Genomic DNA, 19,721 nt, shown 5'->3' on the forward strand with positions numbered 1-19,721 from the left:
TGAAGAAGCGGTGGAAGCCGTCGGTAGCCGACCGGCGACGCTATGTTTGCTGCCCTCGATGTAATAACGTGAGGTCTCTTACGTCAATACTTTGTCCTGACAAAGTCTTGTGCAGACATCGAAATTCATTGGGGGAATGTCGTGACATCCGATCCAACCCCGGTGCGCCCGGTCGAGGTTGACCGGACAAGCCCGGTGCCGCTGTATTACCAGGTGGCGACGCGTTTGCAGGAGCTCATCGAGTCCGGTGAGATCGGTGTCGGCGACCGCATCGAGAACGAGGTGGACCTGGCCGACCGGCTCGGCGTCTCCCGCCCGACGACGCGCCGCGCGATCCAATACCTCGTCGAGCGCGGCATGCTGGTGCGCAAACGGGGCGTCGGCACCCAGGTCGTGCACCCCAAGGTGCGCCGCCCGGTCGAGCTGTCCAGCCTCTACGACGACCTGATCGCCGGCGACCAGCGCCCACGCACCGCCGTCCTCAGCCTCAAGGTCGTGCCGGCCGACGCAAAAGTGGCCGCCGCCCTCAACCTGGTGCCCGGAGCCGAGGTGACCTTGATCGAGCGCCTGCGTTACGCCGGTGACGAGCCACTCGCCCTGATGCACAACGCCATCCCGCTCGACATTCTCGACTTCAAGCACGAGGAACTCGAGGTGCGCGGCCTCTACGAGCTTCTGCGCCGGGCCGGCCGGGTGCCGCGGATGGCCACCCAGGTGATCGGCGCCCGCAACGCGACAATGGCCGAGGCCAACATGCTCGGCGAGAAGCGCGGCGCCTCGCTGCTGACCATGGCCCGCACCGCCTGGGACGACCGCGGCCGGGCCCTGGAGTACGGCAGCCACCTCTACCGGGCCAGCCGCTACAGCTTCGAGCTCAACCTGTCGGCGGGCTGAGCTACGAACTGAAAGTGAAACGAGCGAGCCGAACCCTCGGAAACGGTCGGTAGCCGCTACTCACCATTCCTGACAGAACGGACGCTGCAAGTTGCTCCGGACCGGGATCGATCAGCACGATCGGCCACGCCCCCGATCTCGGAAGGACGGCGCCACGTGCAGTCATCCCTCTCCACGAGCGGCGACGCAGCCGCTACCGCCGATCTGAGCGGACGCTGCGTCGGTAACTCCTACGTGCTCGTCTGCCCGGTCGGGCACGGCGCCACCGGCACCGTGTGGCGCGGCATCGACCGGTCGACCGGCGAGGCCGTGGCGGTGAAGCTGCTCCACGAGGGACTGTTGCGGCAACCGAAACTGGTCATCCGCTTCGTCCAGGAACGCACCATCCTGATGATGATGCGGCACGAGAACATCGTCGGCGTGCACGACCTGTTCAGCGTGGGCGGCTCGCTCGCCCTGGTGATGGACTACGTCAGCGGCGGCAGCCTGCGCAACCGGCTGCACGCGGCCGGAACCCTGCCGCCGGCCGAGGCCGCCGACGTTCTCGCCCAGGTCGCGGCGGCCCTCGCCCAGGCCCACGAGCTGGGCGTGGTGCACCGGGACGTGAAGCCGGACAACATCCTGCTGCAGGACGGTAAGGACGGCCGGCCCGAGGTCCGGTTGACCGATTTCGGCATCGCCCGGGTGCTCAACACGGCCGGCCTGACCACGCCCCAGGCGATCGTCGGCACCCCGCACTACATGTCGCCCGAGGCGGTTCGTGGCGAGGCCGAGCCGGCGTCCGACGTCTACTCCGCCGGTGTCGTGCTGTTCGAGCTGGTCACCGGCCATCCGCCGTACTCCGGTGAGCCCTACGCGGTGCTGCGCAAGCACCTCGAGGAGACGCCGGTGCCGCACCCGGACATGCCGCCGGCGGTGTGGTCGCTGATCGAGTGGTGCATGGACAAGGACCCGGCCCGCCGCCCTTCGGCCGGCGAACTCGAAACCGCGCTGCGGGAGCTGGCCCGGCAGGTGGCCGGGCTGCCGGCTCTGGCGTCGGTCACGGCCGCTTCCGATCAGGCGTACGGGGTGACCGCCCAGTTGGGTGTGCCGCATCCGTCGCTCCGGCCCGCGGCCCGACGAAGACCACCGCGCAACGGCCCACGGTCCTGGATGTTCCGCCGGCACGGCCTGATGGCCACCCTGGTGGCGGCGGCCGTGGTGCTCTCCGGCCTGGGCGGCTTCAACGCCTGGAAGCTGATCAACAAACCGGGGAACCCGGCGGTGTCGGCGCTCCAGCCGGTTCTGCCGAGCACCCCGGCCGCGAGCGGTGCTGCCGGGGTGGCCGGCGCCGACCCGGCGAAACCGGCCGGTCCACTCCCGTCCGCACTCCCGATCGGTCAACCGGCCGCGCTCACCGGCGGCACCGCCGCGCTCGGCCCCGCACCGGACCAGCCGGGCGCACCCCGGAAAGCCAAGAAGGCTGAGGTCTCGGCCGGTGTTTCGGCCGGCCCGGTGCAGGCGGGCGCGAAGGTCGAGTTCGGGCCGTGGCACTGCGGCGACGAGTACAGCTGGGCGCTCGGTCATCCGGTGCTGGCCCGGCCATGTCACGCCGAGGGCCCGGTGGTCCGGGTGATGGGTCAGATCGAGGCGGCCCCCGGCATCCAGGCCGACGTCTCGCTGACCGTACGGGACGCGGACAGCGACGAGGTGGTGGCCGGCCCGTACGTCTGCAAGGGTTTGATGTTCACCGATTTTGCCCTGAAGCACAGCTGCGGGCCGGCCGACCTGAACCCGCCACGCGGCGGACGTTACGTGGTGGCGCAGAGCTGGCGGTACACCGAGCGCCCGCTGCTGCCGGCCGGAAGTGCCCGCGGCCCGGCGTTCGACTGGTAGCCGGACAGCGCGAAGGGACGTGACCGGACGGTGGTCACGCCCCCTCGCGGCAAAGGCCGGTGCGTCAGACCTTGCGCCACATCCGGAAGAACGGCGTGCCGTCCGGCAGCGGCATCTCGAACGGCTCCATGTCGGAGTAGCCCGTCCGCCGGTAGAGACGCACGTTGTTGGCGTTCGTCGCCTCCAGGTACTGCGGAACACCCAGCGCGTCGAGCTCGTCGTGGGTGCGCTTCATCAGCTTGCCACCGAGACCGTGCTCCTGGTGGTCGGCGTGCACCGCCAGGAACGCGAGGTGCCAATGAGGGTCGTGCGGGTGGTGTGCCGCGAAGAGCACGTCGAGTGCCTCGAACCGGTCGAGGTACTCGCCGGCCAGGGCCCGCAGGCGCTCGTCGTAGTTCGGCGGGTCGGGCGCCTCACGCGTGTAGTCGAACCAGACGGCGGTGGCCGCCAGCCCGTTACCGGCCGGGTCGTCGATCACGTCGACCCGTCCGTAGTTGTTCGCGTGCTCGGTGAGCAGGGTGAAGTAGTCGGTGTGCACCTGCAGCCGGTCCTCCAGCGGCGGCACCAGGTACTCACAGGCGCCGAGGTGGAAGAAGGACTGGCTGATCAGGTGCCCGACCGCACCGAGCTCGTCCTCGCGGGCCGACCGGATCTCGGGGTATTCCGTCACGCCGATTCTCCGCTTCGCTCCGAACCGACGCGACAAACCGTGCTGAGCCCAATGGTTCGCTCGCTGCGCTCGCTCACGAGTGCGACCCCTGGTCACCGGCGAGCGCGGCGGCGAAGCCACCGCCGCCGCCACCGGCGGAGGTCGCGCTGCGGGCGCCGAGACCGATGCCGGAGTAGACGTCGGGGCGGCTGCTGCGCAGGATCAGCGCCCAGATGATGCCGGCGAGAGCGATCACGGCGTAGGCCAGCGGAACGACCCAGGTCGGCGTGCTGCCCGGCTCGACGCCGAACAGGGTGGCGATGTTGGCCAGCGCCAGGTAGCTCATGACCAGCAGCAGGATGGTGCCGAGGACCGGGGCGCCGATGCGGTGCCAGAAGTCCTCGCCGGTCGGGTTCTTGGCGAAGTAGCCGATGACCGCGATCGAGGTGACGGTGATCAGCAGCAGAACGCCGATGCCGCCGGCCGAGCCGCCCCAGAAGAACATCTGGACCAGCGGGTCCCAGCCCATGACCGCGTAGAGCACCAGGACGATCAGGCCGAGCGCCGACTGGGCGAGCGAGCCGTTCTTGGGCGCGCCGGTGCCCGGCACGGTGCGGCCGAAGGCGCGCGGCAGCACGCCCTCGCGGCCGAGCGAGAAGGTGTACCGCGAGATGATGTTGTGGAACGAGATCATCGCGGCGATCAGCGAGGTCAGGAACAGCGCGTGGCCGAGGTGAATTGCCGTGGTGCCGAGCTGGTCGGATGCCACGTTGAAGAACAGGTCGGGACCCTCGTTGCCGGCCCGGCCGACCACGTCGTCACCGGCAGCGGAGATCATCGCCCAGGCGGCGAAGCCGTACAGCAGGGCGATCAGCGCGATCGAGATGTAGGTGGCCCTCGAGACGGTGCGCCGTGGGTCGCGCGACTCCTCGGAGAACACCACGGACTGCTCGAAGCCGACGAAGCCGGTGATCGCCATGGCCAGCAGTGCACCGGACCCGGCGCCGACCAGACTGCCCAGGTCGAGCGGGGCGGACGAGGCGTGGAAGCTCGGCGAGAACAGGTCGGCGAAGCTGAACACCACGACCAGGATGATCTCGGCGACCAGCAGGGTGGCGAGCACCTTGCCGTTGACCGCGACGTCGCGCACACCCAGGATGGCGGTGATCGCCCAGCAGACCAGGGCCAGGATCCACCACTGGATGTCGACGCCGAACCAGTCCTTGAACAGCGGCTGCGCGATCGCGCCGAAACCGCCGTACGCGGCGATCTGGAAGCAGTTGTAGGCGAGCAGCGCGAGCCAGGCGGCGCCCACGCCGACCGGCCGGCCGATGCCCTGCGAGATGTACGCGTAGAAGGCGCCCGCGTTGGCGATGTGGCGGGACATGGCGACATAGCCGACCGCGAAGAGCGCGAGAACGACGGCCATGGCGATGAACGCAATGGAGATGCCGGTCAGGCCGGTGACCGCGAGGCCGGTGGGCACGACGCCCGCGACCACGGTCAGCGGCGCGGCCGCGGACATGACGAAGAAGACCACCGCGGCGACGCCGAGGCGGTCGCGTGCCAATGCTGATGAAAGCTGGCTCTGCGGCGGTGATGCGGTGGTGGACACGCGTGTCTCCATGAGGGGGTTGAGGGGGTTATCGAGGGGGTGGGGTGGATCAGGCGCGCCGGGCCATGACGGCGTCGCCGACCGAGGCCTCGGTGTGCGCGACGAGATCCTGCAACATGGCCGGAAGGCGCCGCCGGAACTGATCGAACAGCTGCCCGCGGCCACGGGCGTCGAGGGTGAGGAAGACGTGTTGATCAAGGCCGGTGGCCATGATCAGACCGCCGAGCACCAGGTCAGGGACGTCGAGCAGCTCACCGCGGCCGATGAAGGTGCGGATCCGGGTGGCGGGCCAGCCGGCGACCATGGAGTCGGCGGGGACGAACGACACCTTGGTGCCCAGCAGGCCGCGTTTCTCCTGCCGCAGCAGCAGTCCGGCCCGGGACAACCGGCGTTCCACCAGGTCGGTGGCGATGCCGGTGGCCAGGAAGGAGATCCAGTCGCGGATCGCCCGGTGGTGTCCCTCGCGCAACAGCTGGTCGAGGACGGCGGTGGTGGCCGGATCACCGGTCGGCCGATCGTCGATAAGCGCAAGCTTTCCGTCGATCAGGTCCAGCCTCCGCCAGAAAACGAGTTCGCCGATAAGTGCCGCTGCGAGCCCGAGGCCAAGAGTGGCCGGCGTCAGCAGGGACTTGCCCTTGACCGTGTCGTGCGCGGTCAGGAACAGATCATCAGCGAGGGGAAGCTGCGGCGACGACGCCACGCCGGGCCCTCCTTATGTGGTGCGGTCACTTCAGGCAGCGATTACCGACGGTAGTTTCCGTCGTTCGTCGCTATTGGTTACTTTGAGCGCCCCCCTGCGCAACATCGCGTAGCATGCCAGCGTCCGGTGCAAGTTGCAACGTCCTATGCGGAGCAACTTTCGGTCCGGTGTGGTCGGCGAAAAAATGCATTCTGCACAAAGCCTCTGACCAGCGATCGTTAAAAAACATGCGTGAGAACGTAAAACGAATTTAACCCCCGTACGGGTTACCCCGCGTGGATCATGTCGATCGACAACGATGGCTTGAGTCGGGCGCAATCGACTGATAACGGACAGTATTGATGATCGTTAACGTATACGCAGAGTAACTATTTGACGGTGCAAGTAAATCCGCGTACTCTTGGGCTCACTTAGTTGAAGCTTCAACGGAGGTTTCCCGTGAGCCGCATGCCCGCCCTGTTCCTCAGCCACGGCGCCCCGCCCCTGGTCGACGACGCGCGCTGGGTCGCCCAGCTGCAGGAGCTCACCGCGGGCCTGCCCCGGCCGAAGGCGATCCTGATGGCCTCGGCCCACTGGGAGTCGGCGCCGCTGATGCTCGGTGCCACCGAGACCGTCCCGCTGGTCTACGACTTCGGCGGCTTCGAGCGCCGCTACTACGAGACGACCTACACCGCCCCCGGCGCTCCGGAGCTGGCCACCCGCATCGAGAAGCTGATGCCGGACAGCGAGCACGTCGCCCGCACCAACCGAGGCCTGGACCACGGGGCGTATGTGCCGCTCACCGTGATGTACCCCGACGCCGACATCCCGGTGCTGCAGATGTCGCTGCCCACCCTCGAGCCCGACCGGCTCCTGGAGCTGGGGCGCCGGCTCGCCCCGCTGCGCGACGAGGGCGTGCTGATCGTCGGTTCCGGCTTCACCACCCACGGCCTGCCGTTCCTGCGTGACTGGCGCACCGACGCGGCCGCCCCCGGCTGGTCCCGCGAGTTCGACGCCTGGACCGCCGAGACCCTGGCCCGCGGGGCCGTCGACGAGCTGGCCGACTTCCGCGACCGGGCGCCCGGCATGCCGTTCGCGCACCCGACGATCGAGCACTTCGCGCCGATGTTCCTGACGCTGGGCGCCGCCGACGACCCGGAGCGGGCGCCGGAGCAGCCGATCGAGGGCTTCTGGATGGGCCTCTCGAAGCGGTCTTTCCAGGTCGCGTAGGCCGTTTATCAGGTACTTCCCAGGGGAAGCGGGGACAATTCAAAGGAATCACCCCGCTTGATCAGCCCGGAGGTTCCCCTTAATGCTTGAGGTCACCGCGCTCGGCTGGACGCTGACCATCGGTGTCATCGTCGCCCTGCTCGCCCTCGACCTGACCCTCGGCGTGCTGCGACCGCACGCCGTCGGTTTCCGCGAGGCGGCCGCCTGGTCCGCCTTCTACATCGCGGTGGCGGTCGGTTTCGGCGTCGTCTTCGGCATAGTGGCCGGCTGGGACTACGGCGCCCAGTACTACGCCGGCTACATCGTCGAGAAGAGCCTCTCGGTCGACAACCTCTTCGTCTTCGTGATCATCATGGCGACGTTCGCCGTGCCGGAGAAATATCAGCAGGAGGTGCTGACCTTCGGCATCATCATCGCGCTGGTGCTCCGGGTCATCTTCATCGCGCTCGGCGCGACCCTGCTCAATCTGTTCTCGTTCACGTTCCTGCTGTTCGGCCTGCTGCTGATCTGGACCGGCGTGCAGCTGTTCCGGCACCGCGACGAGGATCCGGACATCGAGAACAACATCGTGGTCCGCACCGGCCGCCGGCTGCTGCCGCTGACCGACGACTACGTCGGCGGCAAGATGATCACCCGGATCGACGGCAAGCGGATGTTCACCCCGCTGTTCCTGGTGCTTGTCGCGATCGGCGGCTCCGACCTGCTGTTCGCGCTCGACTCGATCCCGGCGGTGTTCGGCGTGACCGACGAGGCGTACATCGTCTTCGTCGCCAACGCTTTCGCCCTGCTCGGCCTGCGCGCCCTGTTCTTCCTGGTGAAGGGTCTGCTCGACCGCCTGGTCTACCTGTCCACCGGCCTGTCGATCATCCTGGGCTTCATCGGCGTCAAGCTGGTGCTGCACTGGGCGCACAAGGACATCAGCGACTCGGTGCCCGAGGTCAGCATCGGGCTCTCGCTCGGCGTGATCGTCACGGTCCTGGTCGTCACCACGGTGGCGAGCCTGGTCAAGGTACGCAAAGACCCGGACGCGAAGGCCCATGCGGGCAGCGTCCGGGCCGGTTCAACGGTGGAGGAGCAGAAACCTCAGCCGAGGTAACCGCCGAGGCCGGCGGTCTGCCGGGCGGCGGACTGCTGACGCTCGATGTCCTGGCGGTAGAGGATGGCCCGGATCTCCCGGGTCTCCTCGCTGCTGTGCCGGCTGAGGAGCTCGTCCAGTTCGGCGCGCTCGGCGGTGGTGCGGAAAGAGGCGAGCTCGTCGGCGAGCCGGCGGGTTTGGACGCGCATGGTCCGGCGGTTGGCCAGAGTGGTACGCGCGTCGCGGATTCTCCTGGAGAGCTGCATGATGGCTGGTCTCCTATACGGATCGTAGTGGCGATAGGCTTCGTCGCCTTCGTTCACAACGATCCTCCACCGGCGCTTCTTCCCCAAATCAAGCAGGTAAAACTCCCGATCCAAAAGTGACCCGGGCCACCGAATCCATGTCGCCGGGGTCACTCTCCGTCGACAATGTGCAGCTCAGACGGTGGTGGTGACTTCGGACACCTCGGGGGTCTGCAGACGGGACAGCAACTGGGTGCGGGAGCGCACCCCGAGCTTGCGGTAGACCCGGGTCAGCGTCGCCTCCACGGTCTTGACGCTGAGGTAGAGCTGGGTGGCGATCTCCCGGTTGCTGGCGCCGTCCCGGACCAGGCCGGCGATCTTCAACTCGGTCGAGGTCAGGCCGAAGTCGGCCGGGGCCGAGTTGCCCTCGGTGCGGGCCAGCGCCCGCTCGGTCTGCTCGGCCCAGGGCTTGGCGTCGGCGGCCAGGAAGATGGTCAGCGCCGCGCTGATCGCCATCCGGGCCGCCGCGTACCGTCGCCGGCGCCGTTCGGCCCCGCCCTGCACCAGCAGCGCGTGTCCCTGCTCGATCGGCTGGTGCAGCTGCTCGAAGTGCTGGGCGGCGGCGGCCGACAGCACCACGGCCGAGTCGGCGTGCCCGCTCTCGGAGAGCACCACGGCGGTGGCCCGGTCGAGGTATCCGACCGTGCCGGGGTTGTTGCCGAGCCGGTGCGCGGCCGCCCGCGCCTCGGCCAGGATGGCGGCCGCCTCGGTGTGCTCGCCCAGCGCGGCCAGCCCACCGGCCAGGTCGCCGTGCCAGCGCACGATCATCGGGTCGGCCCCGCCGGACTCGGCCTCCAGGTCGCGCAGCCGGCGCAGGGTGGCGACCCCGGCCCGGGTCTCCCCCGCCCGCAGCTCGGCCTGGCCCAGGGCGTGCAGGTTGCGTCGCAGGTAGAGGCTGTCGCCCTCCTGTTCGGAGGCACGCACGCCCCGGCGGGCGAACCCGGCCGCGGCGGCCAGACTGCCGCCGGCCTGCTCGGCGACCGCCGCCGTGTACCAGGTCGGGCCGGGGCTGAGCCCGGCGTACTGGGCGGCCTCGACCGCCCGGTGGGCGTACTGCAGGGCGTCACGGCAGCGGCCGGCCCGGGTGGCCACCTCGGACAGGCTGCGCAGCACCTCGACCCGGGCCTCGCCGATCCGGTCGTGCTCGGCCACCACCAGCAGCTTGAGCAGCTCTTCCCGGGCCTCGTCGACCCGGTCGTCCATCATGGCGAACCGGGCCGCCATGTAACGCGGCCCGTAGTGCAGCCAGTCCGGGGCCGGGGTGGCCGGCAGTTCGAGGGCCTGGCTCAGGGTCGCGGTCCAGCGGGCCTCGCCGCGCAGCCGCTGCACCTGGGCGATCAGGCTGAGCGCCATCGCCTCGGTGGTCGGGTCGCCGGCCTGCCGGGCGGCGTCGACGGTGCGGCCGGCCTCGGTGGCGGCCCGGTCCGGGTCGCCGGTCAGGAACGCGGCCCAGGTGAGCCGCAACCGGATCGGGGCGAGCAGGGCTGGGTCGTCGCCGGCCTCGGCCAGCGCGGCCGCGAACGTCTCGCCCATCTCGGCGATCGCCTGCCCGGCCAGGTCGAGCAGCACCAGGCGGGCGCGCACCCGGTGCCCGGCCGGGGCGTCGCCCGCGATCACCGCCTCGGCGGCCCGGCCGGCCAGCGCCGACGCACCGCCGGTGAGCGCGGTGCGGGCGGCCACCACCAGCCAGTCCAGCCGCTGGTCGGCGAGGGTGTGCGGGCAGCGGTCGGCGGCCAGCAGGTAGAGCTCGGCGGCGGTGCGGCCGGCTCCCCGCTCAGCGCACCGGTCGGCCGCGGCGGCCAGCGACCGGGCGACGGTCGCGTCCGGCCGGGAGGTGCGCAGGGCCCGGTGCCGAAGAGCTTCGACGGGTTCGATCGCGCCGGCCGCGAGCGAGGCGTGCACGGCCGACCGCTGGGCGGCGGTGGACTCCTCGGCGAGCACCTGGGCCAGCAGCGGCGGGGTGAACCGGATCGCCTCGCCGTCCAGCTCGACCGTCCCGCCCGCGGCGGCCACCCGAAGGTCGCGGTCGGCGTCGTCGCGACCGGCCCGCCGCAGCACGGTGGTGGTCGGCTCGGTGGCCAGGGCCGCCACCAGCAGCGTGCCGGTCACCTCGGGCGGCAGCGCGCGGAGCCGGTCGCGCAGCAGTTCACGGGCGGCCTCCGGGATCGCGGCCGGCCGCCAAGCCGGTCCGGGGGCCAGCGCCGCGCCGAGGGCCAGGGCCAGGAACGGGTTGCCGGCGCTGGCCTCATGCATCCGGCTGGCCGTGCGGCAGGGCAGGCCGCGGGCCTCCAGCAGGGCGGTCAGGTCGTTGGCCTCGAGCGGGGGCACAGCCAGTTCGAGTACGGGCGCCGGGCACAGCCGGGCGGCGCGGCGCTTGCCGGCCGGGTCGGGGCGGCGCTGGGCGGCGAGCACCCGCACCTTCGGGCCGGGGCGGCGGCGCATCGCGAAGCCGATCATCTCGGCCGACTCGGCGTCGAGCCACTGGGCGTCGTCGAGCACCAGCAGCACGGCCCGGCGCCGGGCGCAGTGGGCCAGCAGCGACGGCAGGACCAGGCGACGGACCAGCGCCGCGGTGCCGCCGCGCGGCGGCAGCCCCTGCCGCAGGGCGGCCAGCACGGCACGCTGGGCGGGTGGCAGGGCCGCGGCGGCCTCCTCCGGCAGCTGCGACACCAGGTCGGCGATCCCGGCGTACGGCAGGGAGCGCTCGGTGCGCACCGGCCGCAGCCGCAGCACCAGCTCGCCCCGGGCGGACGCACCGGTCGCGACCGCGTCGAGCACCGCGGTCTTACCGATACCGGCCGGGCCGTGGAGGGCTACGCCGCCTCCGATGGCCAGCCGATGGTCGACGGCGGCGAGGAGTGCGGCGCGACCGCGCAGGGTGGTCGCGTCGGCCTGCACGCGAGAGTCACCCCCTAGGTCCGAGCTGGCTCTCAGCGTAGGAACCCAGGGGGCGCCCATCAATGCTTTCGAATATGACAAGATATTGACCTTGTCACATACTTCACATCGATCTATTTAGGTGTAGAGGTCACCGAGGTGGCCGTGACCGTGCCGTCGGTGCCGGTAGCACCCTCGACGGTGATCGACTGTCCGGCCTTCACGTCGGAAAGCTTGCCCTTGGTGGCGGTCGACACCGACGTCTTGCCATCGGTCTTGACCGTCACCACATCGCCGTCCGGCGTCTGCACGTAGATCGTCGTCCCGTTCACGAGTTTGACGGTTCCGGTCGTACCGGCGGCCGCGGCGGTGGTCGCGCCCGCCTGCGGGGCGGTCCCGGTGCCGCCACCGGGGAAGCCGCCGCCGTACGCGCCGGCGCCGGTGCCCGTACCCCCGCCGTACCGTCCGGCTCCGGTTCCGGTGCCGCCGGCGCCGAAGCCGCCCGCGCGCGCTCCGCCGGCCGCGTTGGTGCTGCTGGTGCCCCACTGCTTCTGCGCCTGCAGGCCGCCGACGAAACCGCCGACCAGCAGCGCGGACGCGGCGAGCACGATGGTCGCCTTGTTCCACCACTTCTTGGGCGCGGCCTTGGCCAGTTCCTTGGCCAGGTCGTCGTCGCGCGGGTCGTCGAGTTCCGGGTCGGTGGGAATGGTGGAGATTATGGCGGTGTCGTCATTCATCCGGTTCACAGCGGATCCTTACTCGTAGCGCAGCGCGTCGATGGGACGCAGCCGGGCGGCGCGGCTGGCGGGCAGGCCGCCGAAGAACAGTCCGATGGCGATGGACACGCCCAGGGCGAGCCCCACCGAGCTGGGCACGATCACCGGTTTGACCCCGACGATCTCGAAGTTGCTGCCGATCAGCGCGGCCGCGACGCCGAGTGCGCCGCCTATCACGCTCAACAGGGTCGCCTCGATCAGGAACTGATTGAGGATCACCCGCCGCGGGGCGCCGAGCGCCTTGCGGATGCCGATCTCCCGGGTTCGCTCGGTCACCGTCACCAGCATGATGTTGGTGATACCGATCCCGCCGACCAGCAGACTGATCGCGGCCACCGCCCCGAGCAGGGTGGTGAACGTGTCGGCGGTCGCGGTCTGCGTCTCCAGCAGCTGCGACGCGTTCTGGATGCGGTACGGCGTGCTTGTCGAGCTGGTCGACGACGCCGTGGTGGTCAGCCGCTGGTCCAGGATCGTGGAGACCTCGGACTGCACCAGGTCGACCTTGTCCGGGTCCTTCGCCTCGATCAGGATCGAGCTGAGCGCGCCGTACCCGCTGAGCACCTGCCGCACCGCGTTGAGCGGCGCGATCGCGGTGTCGTTGGAGTCCTGGTTGCCGGTCGAGCTCTTCTCCTCCAGCACGCCGACCACGGTGAACAGGGCGCCACTGACGGTGACCTGCTTGTCGATCGGGTCGACGCCGGGGAACAGCTCCTCGGCCACGGTCTGGCCGATCACCACCACCCGCCGGCCCTGGGCCACGTCGTCCGCGCTGAACGCCGCGCCCTCGCCGACCGGCGTGTTCGACGCCTTGAACCAGTCGGTGGTGGTGCCGACGAACGTGCTGACGTCGTGGTCGGTGCCCTCGTAGGTGATCGTCGCGGACGAGCTGACCACTGGCGACACCGACGCCACGTCGGGGGCCATGGTCTGGTCGGTCAGCGCGTCGGCGATCTCGGTGGTGAGCGACGTGTTGGACGAGCCGCCCCGGTTGGTGCTCATCACGGTGATGGTGTTGGTGCCGAGCGCCTCGATCCGGTCGCTGACCGCCTTGGCCGAGCCGTTGCCGACCGCGACCAGCAGGATCACCGAGGCCACACCGATCAGGATGCCCAGCATGGTCAGGGCCGAGCGCAGCTTGTTGGCGGAGAGACCCCGCAGCGCGAACCGGACTACTTCCCGAAAGCTCATCCGGAGTGCCTGCCTGCGAAGGCGCCGACCGGCCGCTGGTTGAGCGGCGACTGGCGGGTGTCCTGGACGATCCGGCCGTCGACCAGGCGGACCAGCCGCTTGGCGCGGGCGCCGACCTCGTCCTCGTGCGTGATGATCACGATGGTGCGGCCGGCCGCGCTGAGGTCGTCGAAGACGTTGAGCACGTCCTCGGTCGAGCGGCTGTCCAGGTTACCGGTGGGCTCGTCGGCGAGCAGCAGAGCCGGCTCGGTGACCAGTGCCCGGGCTACCGCGACCCGCTGTTGCTGACCACCACTGAGCTGGTTGGGCTCGTGCTTGGCCCGGTCGTCCAGGCCGACCACGCTCAGCGCGGCCAGGGCCCGGCGGCGCCGCTCGCGCGGCTTCACCCCGGCGTACGCGAGCGGGAGCTCGACGTTCGCCACCGCCGTCGTGCGCGGGATCAGGTTGAACGACTGGAAGATGAACCCGATGAGCCGGTTCCGGGCCAGGGCCAGCTGCCGGTCGCCCAGCTTGCTGACGTCCACCCCGTCCAGGTGGTAGGTGCCGTGGGTGGGCACGTCGAGCGCGCCGAGGATGTTCATCAGGGTCGACTTGCCGGAGCCGGACGAACCCATGATCGCCACGTAGTCGCCGCGTTCCACCACCAGGGACACCCCGGCCAGCGCGTGCACGGTGGCCTCGCCCTCGCCGTAGATCTTCTGGAGGCCGCGGACCTCGATGACCGGCCGGCTCATCGCGGGCCCCCACCGGTGCCGCCACCGAAGTTGCCGCCGCCGGCCGGGGCACCGCCGCCACCGAAGTTGCCGAACCCGCCACCCTGCTGGTTGGTGGTGGTCGTCGTGGTCGTCTTCAGCTGGACCTGCTCGCCGGCCTCGACGCCGGAGGTGATCTGGGTGGCCTCGTCCCCCTCCAGGCCGATCTCGACCTGGCGCACCTCGGTGGCACCGTTGCTGACCACGGTCACCGTGTGCCGGGTGCCGACCGTGGTGAGCGCCGCCGAGTTGACGAAGGTGGCGTTCTCGACGCTGCCGGTGGTGACCGAGACCGACACGGTCTGGCCGACCTTGGCGCCGGTCGGCACCTTGTCCAGGGTGAGCGTGACGCCGTAGGTCACCACGCTGTTGCTGGTGGTGCCGGACGGGTCGATCGCGGTGACCTTGGCGGTCGCGGTGGTGCCGGACAGCGCGTTCCAGGTGACGTCGGCGACCTGCTTCTCCTTGAGCTTGGTCGCGTCGGCCTCGGCGAAGTCCGCGCTGACCTGCATCTTGGTCAGGTCGGCGATCTCCGCGAAGCCGGACGACGAGCTCGAGGAACTCGACGAGGAGCTGCTGCCGCCGCCGGCGCTGGAGCCGCCGCCGCTGCTGCTGCCGGTCGACGAGGAACTGCCGGAGGAGGAGCTTCCGAGCGTGCCGTTGACGGCGGTGATCGTGCCGGCCATCGGGGCCTTGAGCACGGTGCCGTCCACCCCGGCCTGGGCCGAGTCGACCGCGTCCTCGGCCTGGGCGACCTCGTTCTCGGCACTGGAGGTGTCCGACCCGGCGTCCTCGGCCCGGGTGAGGGCGTCGTTCGCGGCGTCCAGGTCGGTCTCGGCGGCGTCCAGGGTGCGCTGCGCGTCGGCCGGATCGACCTTCGCGAGCACCTGTCCCTTCTTCACCACCGAGCCGACTTTCACATTGATCGCGGTGACCGTTCCTCCGGTCTCGAAGCTGGCGGTCGCCGTACTCGCGCTCTCCAGGGTCCCGTCCGCGGACACGGTCTTGGTGACCGTCCCCTGCTGGACCGAAACCGAGCGAACCGAGGCGTTGGCGGCCGTCGTGGTGTCCGGTCCTTGCAGGGTCTCGTACGCCCAGAAGGCCCCGGCGACGAGGGCGACTCCGAGGGCGGCGTTGACCGCCACTGTCGGACGTCGCAGGTTAAGGCGCGCTGGCATGCGGGACACTGTGGTGGGGCGGCCTGGGAGGATCTTCGTCGGAAGCTCGGAGCCAGCTCGGAATCTCACGGGGTGTCACCGGAAGTCGGTAGCAGGACCCGGAAAGTCGCCCCTCCCCCGTGCGGTGCATCGAGCTCCACCCACCCTCCGTGACCGTGAACGATCGCCGCGACGATGGACAGCCCGAGCCCCGATCCGCCGCCCCGGCCGCGGGTGCGGCTGGAGTCGGCCCGGTAGAGCCGTTCGAAGACCCGGGCGGCGTGCAGCGGCGGCACGCCGGGCCCGTCGTCGGTGACCTCGAAGACGGCCAGCGGCAGCCCGGGACGCACGGTGGCCGGGCCGGACAGCACGGTGGTGGCCCGTGGCGGCCGGGCCGGCAGCCGGCCCACCCGCACGGTGACCTGGGACCGGGCCGGGGTGTGCTGCAGGGCGTTGGCGACCAGGTTGGTGGCGACCTGGCGCAGGCCGTGCTCGTCGCCGAGCACGGTGGCCGGTTCGAACGTGTCGGCGTCGTCCTCGAGCCCGGAGAGCCGCACCGGCCGGCTCGGCACCCGGGCGTGCGCGTCCCGGATCGTGTCGGCGGCGATCTCCAGCAGGTCGACCGGGCGCAGCGCGGGCGGCGGTCGCTGCTGGTCGAGGCGGGCCAGCATGAGCAGGTCCTCGACCAGCACGCCCATCCGGCCGGCCTCGCCCTCGATCCGGCTCATCGTCTCGTCCAGGGCCGCACCGGGCGGTGCGCCGCCCCGCCTGTACAGCTCGGCGAAGCCGCGGATCGAGGTGAGCGGGGTGCGCAGCTCGTGCGAGGCGTCCGCGACGAACTGCCGGAGCCGCTGCTCGCTGGAGGTGCGGGCGTCGACCTCGGCCTCGATCCGGGTGAGCATCGAGTTGAGCGCGAGGCCGAGCCGGCCGGGCTCGGTGTGCGTGTCGGTGTCGGCGACCCGGCCGGAGAGGTTGCCGGCCGAGATGTCGGTGGCGAGCCGTTCCATGTCGTTGAGCGGGCGCAGCCCGAGCCGCACCACGAACCAGGCGCCGCCGGCCAGCAGGGCGAGCACCAGCGCGGAGACGCCGGCGTCGATCAGCATCAGCTGGTCGGTGGTCTGCTGCACCTCGGAGAGGGAGACCCCGATGACCGCGTAGCCGCCGGTCGAGGTGTCCGGCACGGCGATCACCCGCCAGTCGTTGTCCGGCCCGCTCATCGTGAACGGTTTGCCGGCCGCGGCCCGGGTCTTGATCTCGGCGAAGGTCTCGGCGGACAGGTCGGCCTTGTCGGCGTTGTAGCTGCGGTCGGGGTTCAGCGAGCCGTCCGGGTTGTAGGAGTACGTCAGCTGTTCGGGCCCGAGGCGCTGGAACCGGCCCCGCGGGATGGCGCTGAAGGTGGAGATGCGGTCCTCGGCGAACGGCCGGGCCATCCCGCTCAGCTGGTCGTCGATCCGGCTGAGCAGGTAGCCGCGAATCAGCACCAGGCCGGTGATGTTCGCGATGAGCAGGGCGACCGCGGCGAGCGCGCCCACGACCAGAACCAGTCGCGAGCGCAGCGTCCAATGGCCCCACCGCCGCGGTCGCCAGCGGAGCCGGGTGGTCAATGAACCTTTTTCAAGCTGGCCTAGGGCCAGCGGTTCCGGCGCCGTTGATCGGCGCCGGGCGCTGCCGCCCCGGCCATCTTGAAAAAAGTTCACTCCTCCCCACCGCGTGGCAGCCGCAGCGCGTAGCCGACACCGCGGACGGTGTGGATCAGCGGCGGGTCGGTCTTGTCGATCTTGCGGCGCAGGTAGTACACGTAGGACTCGACGATGCGGCCGTCGCCGCCGAAGTCGTACTTCCAGACCCGGTCCAGGATCTGCGCCTTGCTGACCACCCGGCCCGCGTTGATCATCAGGTAGCGCAGCAGGTTGAACTCGGTCGGCGACAGGTCGATCAGGCGGCCGGCCCGGCGCACCTCGTGCGCGTCCTCGTCGAGCTCGAGATCGGCGTACCGCAGCACGCCGGCGTCGGCGCCCGGCGCGTCCAGCTCGGGCTGGCTGCGCCGCAGGATCGCCCGGATCCGCAGCACGACCTCCTCCAGGCTGAACGGCTTGGTGACGTAGTCGTCGGCGCCGGCCGAGAGACCGGAGATCCGGTCCTCGACCGCGTCCCGGGCGGTCAGGAACAGCACCGGGACCCGGCTGCCGTTGGCCCGCAGCCGCTTGGCGACGTCGAAGCCGTCCAGGTCGGGCAGCATCACGTCGAGCACGACCAGGTCGGGCTCGAACTCCTCGATCGCGACCAGGGCCCGGTGGCCGGTGTCGACCACCCGCACCTCGAACTCGACCAGCCGGAGCGTGGCGCTGAGCAGGGCGGAAATGTTGGGCTCGTCGTCGACCACGAGGACCCGGGCGGCCCGCGCCGGGGGCTCGCGCAATGCGACAGAGGTATGCGAATCAGTTAGCACCCGGAATGAGTATCAACGCTACCTAGGAATTCCCTATGAATCGCGCGAGAGCGAGCTGTATACCCACCGTCACCAAGATCGGGTGACCTGATCACCTTCGGTGAGACCGCTGGTGATCTCGGTGTACTGGTCGCCGCGCAGCCCCACCCCGACCGACACCTGGCTGCCGCCCTTGAGCACGGTGCCGGTGTCGCCCTTGACGTTGTGCACCGCGGTGCTGGGCACCCGGAGCACGCCGGTCTTCGAGCCGGTGGTGATCTTCACCGACGCGCTCTGGCCGACCAGCAGCTCGGTAGGGGCCTCGTCGAAGGAGAGCACGGTACCGAAGGTGACCATGGTGCCGTCGCTGGTGCCGGTCGGGTCGACCTGCACGACGGTCGCCTTGAACTCCTTGCCCACCCGGTCGGCCAGGGTGACCACGGCCTTCTGCTTGACCGCCAGCCGGTCCGCGTCGGCCTCCGGGAAGGACGCGCTGATCTGCATGTCGTAGACGTCGGCCAGGGTGATGAAGGTCGATCCGGAGCTGACGCTGCTGCCTACCTTGCCGCTGACGCTGATGATCCGGCCGGCGATCGGGGCGGTGATGGTCGCGCCGGCCAGGGCCTCCTCGGCCTCCTCGAGCGAGGTGGTGGCCGAGGTGACCCGCTGCTGGGCGCTGAGGATCGCGTCGCCGCTGCTGCTCTGGCCGCCGCCCTGCTGACCGCTGCCGCTGCCGCTGCTGCCACTGCTGCCACTGGTCGAGCAGCTGCCAGAGCCCGAACCGGTGCCGGCGCCGCTGCCGCGGGTCGCGGTGGCGGTCGGCTTGGCAGTGGCGGTCTTCGTGGCGGTGGCCGTGGCCGTGGCGGTCGCCGTCGGCGACGACGTGGCGGTCGCGGTCGGCGAAGCGGTCGCGGTCGGTGAAGCGGTCGGCGTCGGCGAGGCGGTGGGAGAGGTGTACGCGGCCGCCACGTTGCATCCGGAGGAGGACGTCGTGGTCGACGTCTTCGAGGCATTCGCCTTGGCCTCGGTCAGCGTGTCCTCGGCGTCGTCGAGGGACTCCTGCGCGTCGTCCACGGCGGTGGCCGCGTCGGTGTCGTCGACCTTCGCGAGCACCTGCCCGGCGGTGACCGTGTTACCGGCCCGCACCGACACGCTCTCCACCGTGCCCTGCACCGCGAAGGAGAGGCTGCGCGTCTGCGCCGGCTGCAACGTGCCGGTGGTGGCCACCTCGGTGGTCACGTCGCCGAGGTCGGCCGCCGAGGTGGCCGCCGCCTTCGGCTTCTCCGCGGCGTCCGCGGTCAACGCGTGCACCACTCCGTACGCGATCAGCGCGAGCACGACGACAGCCGCAGCGATCCAGATCCAGCGCCGTCGACCGGCCAGTACTTCACCCATGGCGGGGAAGTGTTCCGGGTTGTCCTCGCCGGATGCTCGGTTCTGGCTCGGAGTTGGCTCGGAGCCAAAGATCTTGAGCACAGCCCCGGCACAGGGTCTCCAAGCGAACTATGAGGATCTCCCGACGTTGCGTGCAGGTTGCCGGGCTTGGGTGGGGCCGACATCCCTGGCCGGAGAAATGAGGCATAGTGCGCAAAGTCGGTTCGAAAGCGCCCCGCCGAGCGGCGGCGCTGTTCGTCGCGTCCGCAGCCGTGCTGCTGGTCGCCGCGTGCGGCGGTGGCAGCTCGGACGACTCCTCGGGCGGCGGGAACGGTGACGGTGGCGGCGGTCAGAACACCGCGTTCGCCGCGTACCAGCAGTGTCTGGCCAAGAACGGCGTGACCATCACGATGCCGTCCCGCCAGCCGCGCGAGGGCGCGTCGGGCTTCCCCGAGGGCGGCCGGCCGTCGGGCAACCCGTCCGGCATGCCCCGGCCCTCCGGCAGCCGCGGCGCCGGTGGCGGCGGCTTCCCGGGCGGTGGCGGCGGCTTCCAGAAGCCGGACGGCGTCGACGAGGCGACCTGGACGAAGGCGCAGGAGGCGTGTGCCTCGGTGCGCCCGTCGTTCGGCGGCGGCATGAACGGCGGCAACGGCCGGAACGGTGGCGGTGGCGCGAACGCCGCCTACCAGAACTGCCTCAAGGAGAACGGTGTCACCGACACCAGCAACCTGAACACCGCCGACGCGACCGTCAAGAAGGCGATCGAGACCTGCAAGGTGCTCCAGCCGCAGGCCAGCGCCACCCCGACCGCCTAGGCGGTCCCCTCTCCGCGCCGTCGGTGCCGTAC

General features: G+C 70.6%; 17 protein-coding genes. 5 read left to right on the forward strand and 12 right to left on the reverse strand.

Translation table 11 applies throughout. The annotated features are described in order from the left end of the window. The first annotated feature begins 141 nt into the window (after positions 1–141). The gene (locus Ate02nite_RS16915; protein WP_203806447.1) at positions 142–894 is read left to right on the forward strand and encodes a GntR family transcriptional regulator; all 753 of its coding nucleotides are present in this window, start codon (positions 142–144) and stop codon (positions 892–894) included. 156 nt (positions 895–1,050) lie between these two features. Then, a complete protein-coding gene (locus Ate02nite_RS16920) occupies positions 1,051–2,769 on the forward strand; it encodes a serine/threonine-protein kinase (RefSeq protein ID WP_239147466.1) in 1,719 nt (572 codons plus the stop codon). Between the two features lie 64 nt (positions 2,770–2,833). Here Ate02nite_RS16920 and Ate02nite_RS16925 read toward each other — a convergent pair whose 3' ends face one another. The 3 genes from Ate02nite_RS16925 to Ate02nite_RS16935 all read right to left on the reverse strand — a co-directional run bounded on the left by Ate02nite_RS16925 (position 2,834) and on the right by Ate02nite_RS16935 (position 5,733). Then, the gene (locus Ate02nite_RS16925; protein WP_203806449.1) at positions 2,834–3,439 is read right to left on the reverse strand and encodes a GNAT family N-acetyltransferase; all 606 of its coding nucleotides are present in this window, start codon (positions 3,437–3,439) and stop codon (positions 2,834–2,836) included. Between the two features lie 73 nt (positions 3,440–3,512). Continuing rightward, the gene (locus tag Ate02nite_RS16930; RefSeq protein WP_239147467.1) at positions 3,513–5,033 is read right to left on the reverse strand and encodes an APC family permease; all 1,521 of its coding nucleotides are present in this window, start codon (positions 5,031–5,033) and stop codon (positions 3,513–3,515) included. Positions 5,034–5,082: 49 nt separating this feature from the next. Continuing rightward, the gene (locus tag Ate02nite_RS16935) at positions 5,083–5,733 is read right to left on the reverse strand and encodes a GOLPH3/VPS74 family protein (RefSeq protein ID WP_203806453.1); all 651 of its coding nucleotides are present in this window, start codon (positions 5,731–5,733) and stop codon (positions 5,083–5,085) included. A gap of 447 nt (positions 5,734–6,180) precedes the next feature. Between Ate02nite_RS16935 and Ate02nite_RS16940 the strand changes: the two genes are divergently transcribed. Both Ate02nite_RS16940 and Ate02nite_RS16945 read left to right on the forward strand, forming a co-directional pair. Further along, positions 6,181–6,942, forward strand: coding sequence for a dioxygenase family protein (locus tag Ate02nite_RS16940; RefSeq protein ID WP_203806855.1), 762 nt, complete (start codon positions 6,181–6,183; stop codon positions 6,940–6,942). Positions 6,943–7,024: 82 nt separating this feature from the next. Then, positions 7,025–8,038, forward strand: coding sequence for a TerC/Alx family metal homeostasis membrane protein (locus Ate02nite_RS16945; protein ID WP_203806455.1), 1,014 nt, complete (start codon positions 7,025–7,027; stop codon positions 8,036–8,038). On the opposite strand, the gene Ate02nite_RS16950 is transcribed toward Ate02nite_RS16945, so the two are convergent. The 9 genes from Ate02nite_RS16950 to Ate02nite_RS16990 form a co-directional block, all read right to left on the reverse strand. Next, positions 8,026–8,283: a hypothetical protein gene (locus Ate02nite_RS16950; protein WP_203806457.1), complete on the reverse strand. Its 258-nt coding sequence runs from the start codon at positions 8,281–8,283 to the stop codon at positions 8,026–8,028. The two genes, Ate02nite_RS16945 and Ate02nite_RS16950, sit on opposite strands and share 13 nt — an antisense overlap. Before the next feature lie 174 nt (positions 8,284–8,457). After that, the gene (locus tag Ate02nite_RS16955; protein ID WP_203806460.1) at positions 8,458–11,220 is read right to left on the reverse strand and encodes a helix-turn-helix transcriptional regulator; all 2,763 of its coding nucleotides are present in this window, start codon (positions 11,218–11,220) and stop codon (positions 8,458–8,460) included. Between the two features lie 113 nt (positions 11,221–11,333). Further along, complete coding sequence (locus Ate02nite_RS16960; RefSeq protein ID WP_203806857.1) at positions 11,334–11,936, reverse strand: hypothetical protein; 603 nt, start codon at positions 11,934–11,936, stop codon at positions 11,334–11,336. 18 nt (positions 11,937–11,954) lie between these two features. Then, positions 11,955–13,163, reverse strand: coding sequence for an ABC transporter permease (locus tag Ate02nite_RS16965; RefSeq protein WP_203806462.1), 1,209 nt, complete (start codon positions 13,161–13,163; stop codon positions 11,955–11,957). Beyond that, complete coding sequence (locus Ate02nite_RS16970) at positions 13,160–13,897, reverse strand: ABC transporter ATP-binding protein (protein ID WP_203806464.1); 738 nt, start codon at positions 13,895–13,897, stop codon at positions 13,160–13,162. The genes Ate02nite_RS16965 and Ate02nite_RS16970 overlap by 4 nt, the downstream gene beginning before the upstream one ends. Beyond that, positions 13,894–15,093, reverse strand: a complete 1,200-nt coding sequence (locus Ate02nite_RS16975; protein ID WP_203806466.1) for an efflux RND transporter periplasmic adaptor subunit — start codon at positions 15,091–15,093, stop codon at positions 13,894–13,896. The genes Ate02nite_RS16970 and Ate02nite_RS16975 overlap by 4 nt, the downstream gene beginning before the upstream one ends. Positions 15,094–15,158: 65 nt before the next feature. After that, positions 15,159–16,604 carry a sensor histidine kinase gene (locus Ate02nite_RS16980; RefSeq protein WP_239147468.1) on the reverse strand — a complete coding sequence of 482 codons (1,446 nt, stop codon included), beginning with the start codon at positions 16,602–16,604 and terminating at the stop codon, positions 15,159–15,161. 161 nt (positions 16,605–16,765) lie between these two features. Next, a complete protein-coding gene (locus Ate02nite_RS16985; protein WP_203806470.1) occupies positions 16,766–17,491 on the reverse strand; it encodes a response regulator transcription factor in 726 nt (241 codons plus the stop codon). A 99-nt stretch (positions 17,492–17,590) separates the two neighbouring features. After that, positions 17,591–18,895, reverse strand: coding sequence for an efflux RND transporter periplasmic adaptor subunit (locus Ate02nite_RS16990; RefSeq protein ID WP_203806472.1), 1,305 nt, complete (start codon positions 18,893–18,895; stop codon positions 17,591–17,593). 188 nt (positions 18,896–19,083) lie between these two features. Between Ate02nite_RS16990 and Ate02nite_RS16995 the strand changes: the two genes are divergently transcribed. Then, positions 19,084–19,689, forward strand: a complete 606-nt coding sequence (locus tag Ate02nite_RS16995; protein WP_203806474.1) for a hypothetical protein — start codon at positions 19,084–19,086, stop codon at positions 19,687–19,689. Positions 19,690–19,721 lie beyond the last annotated feature (32 nt).

It is taken from the genome of Paractinoplanes tereljensis (assembly GCF_016862435.1).
GTDB lineage: Bacteria > Actinomycetota > Actinomycetes > Mycobacteriales > Micromonosporaceae > Actinoplanes > Actinoplanes tereljensis.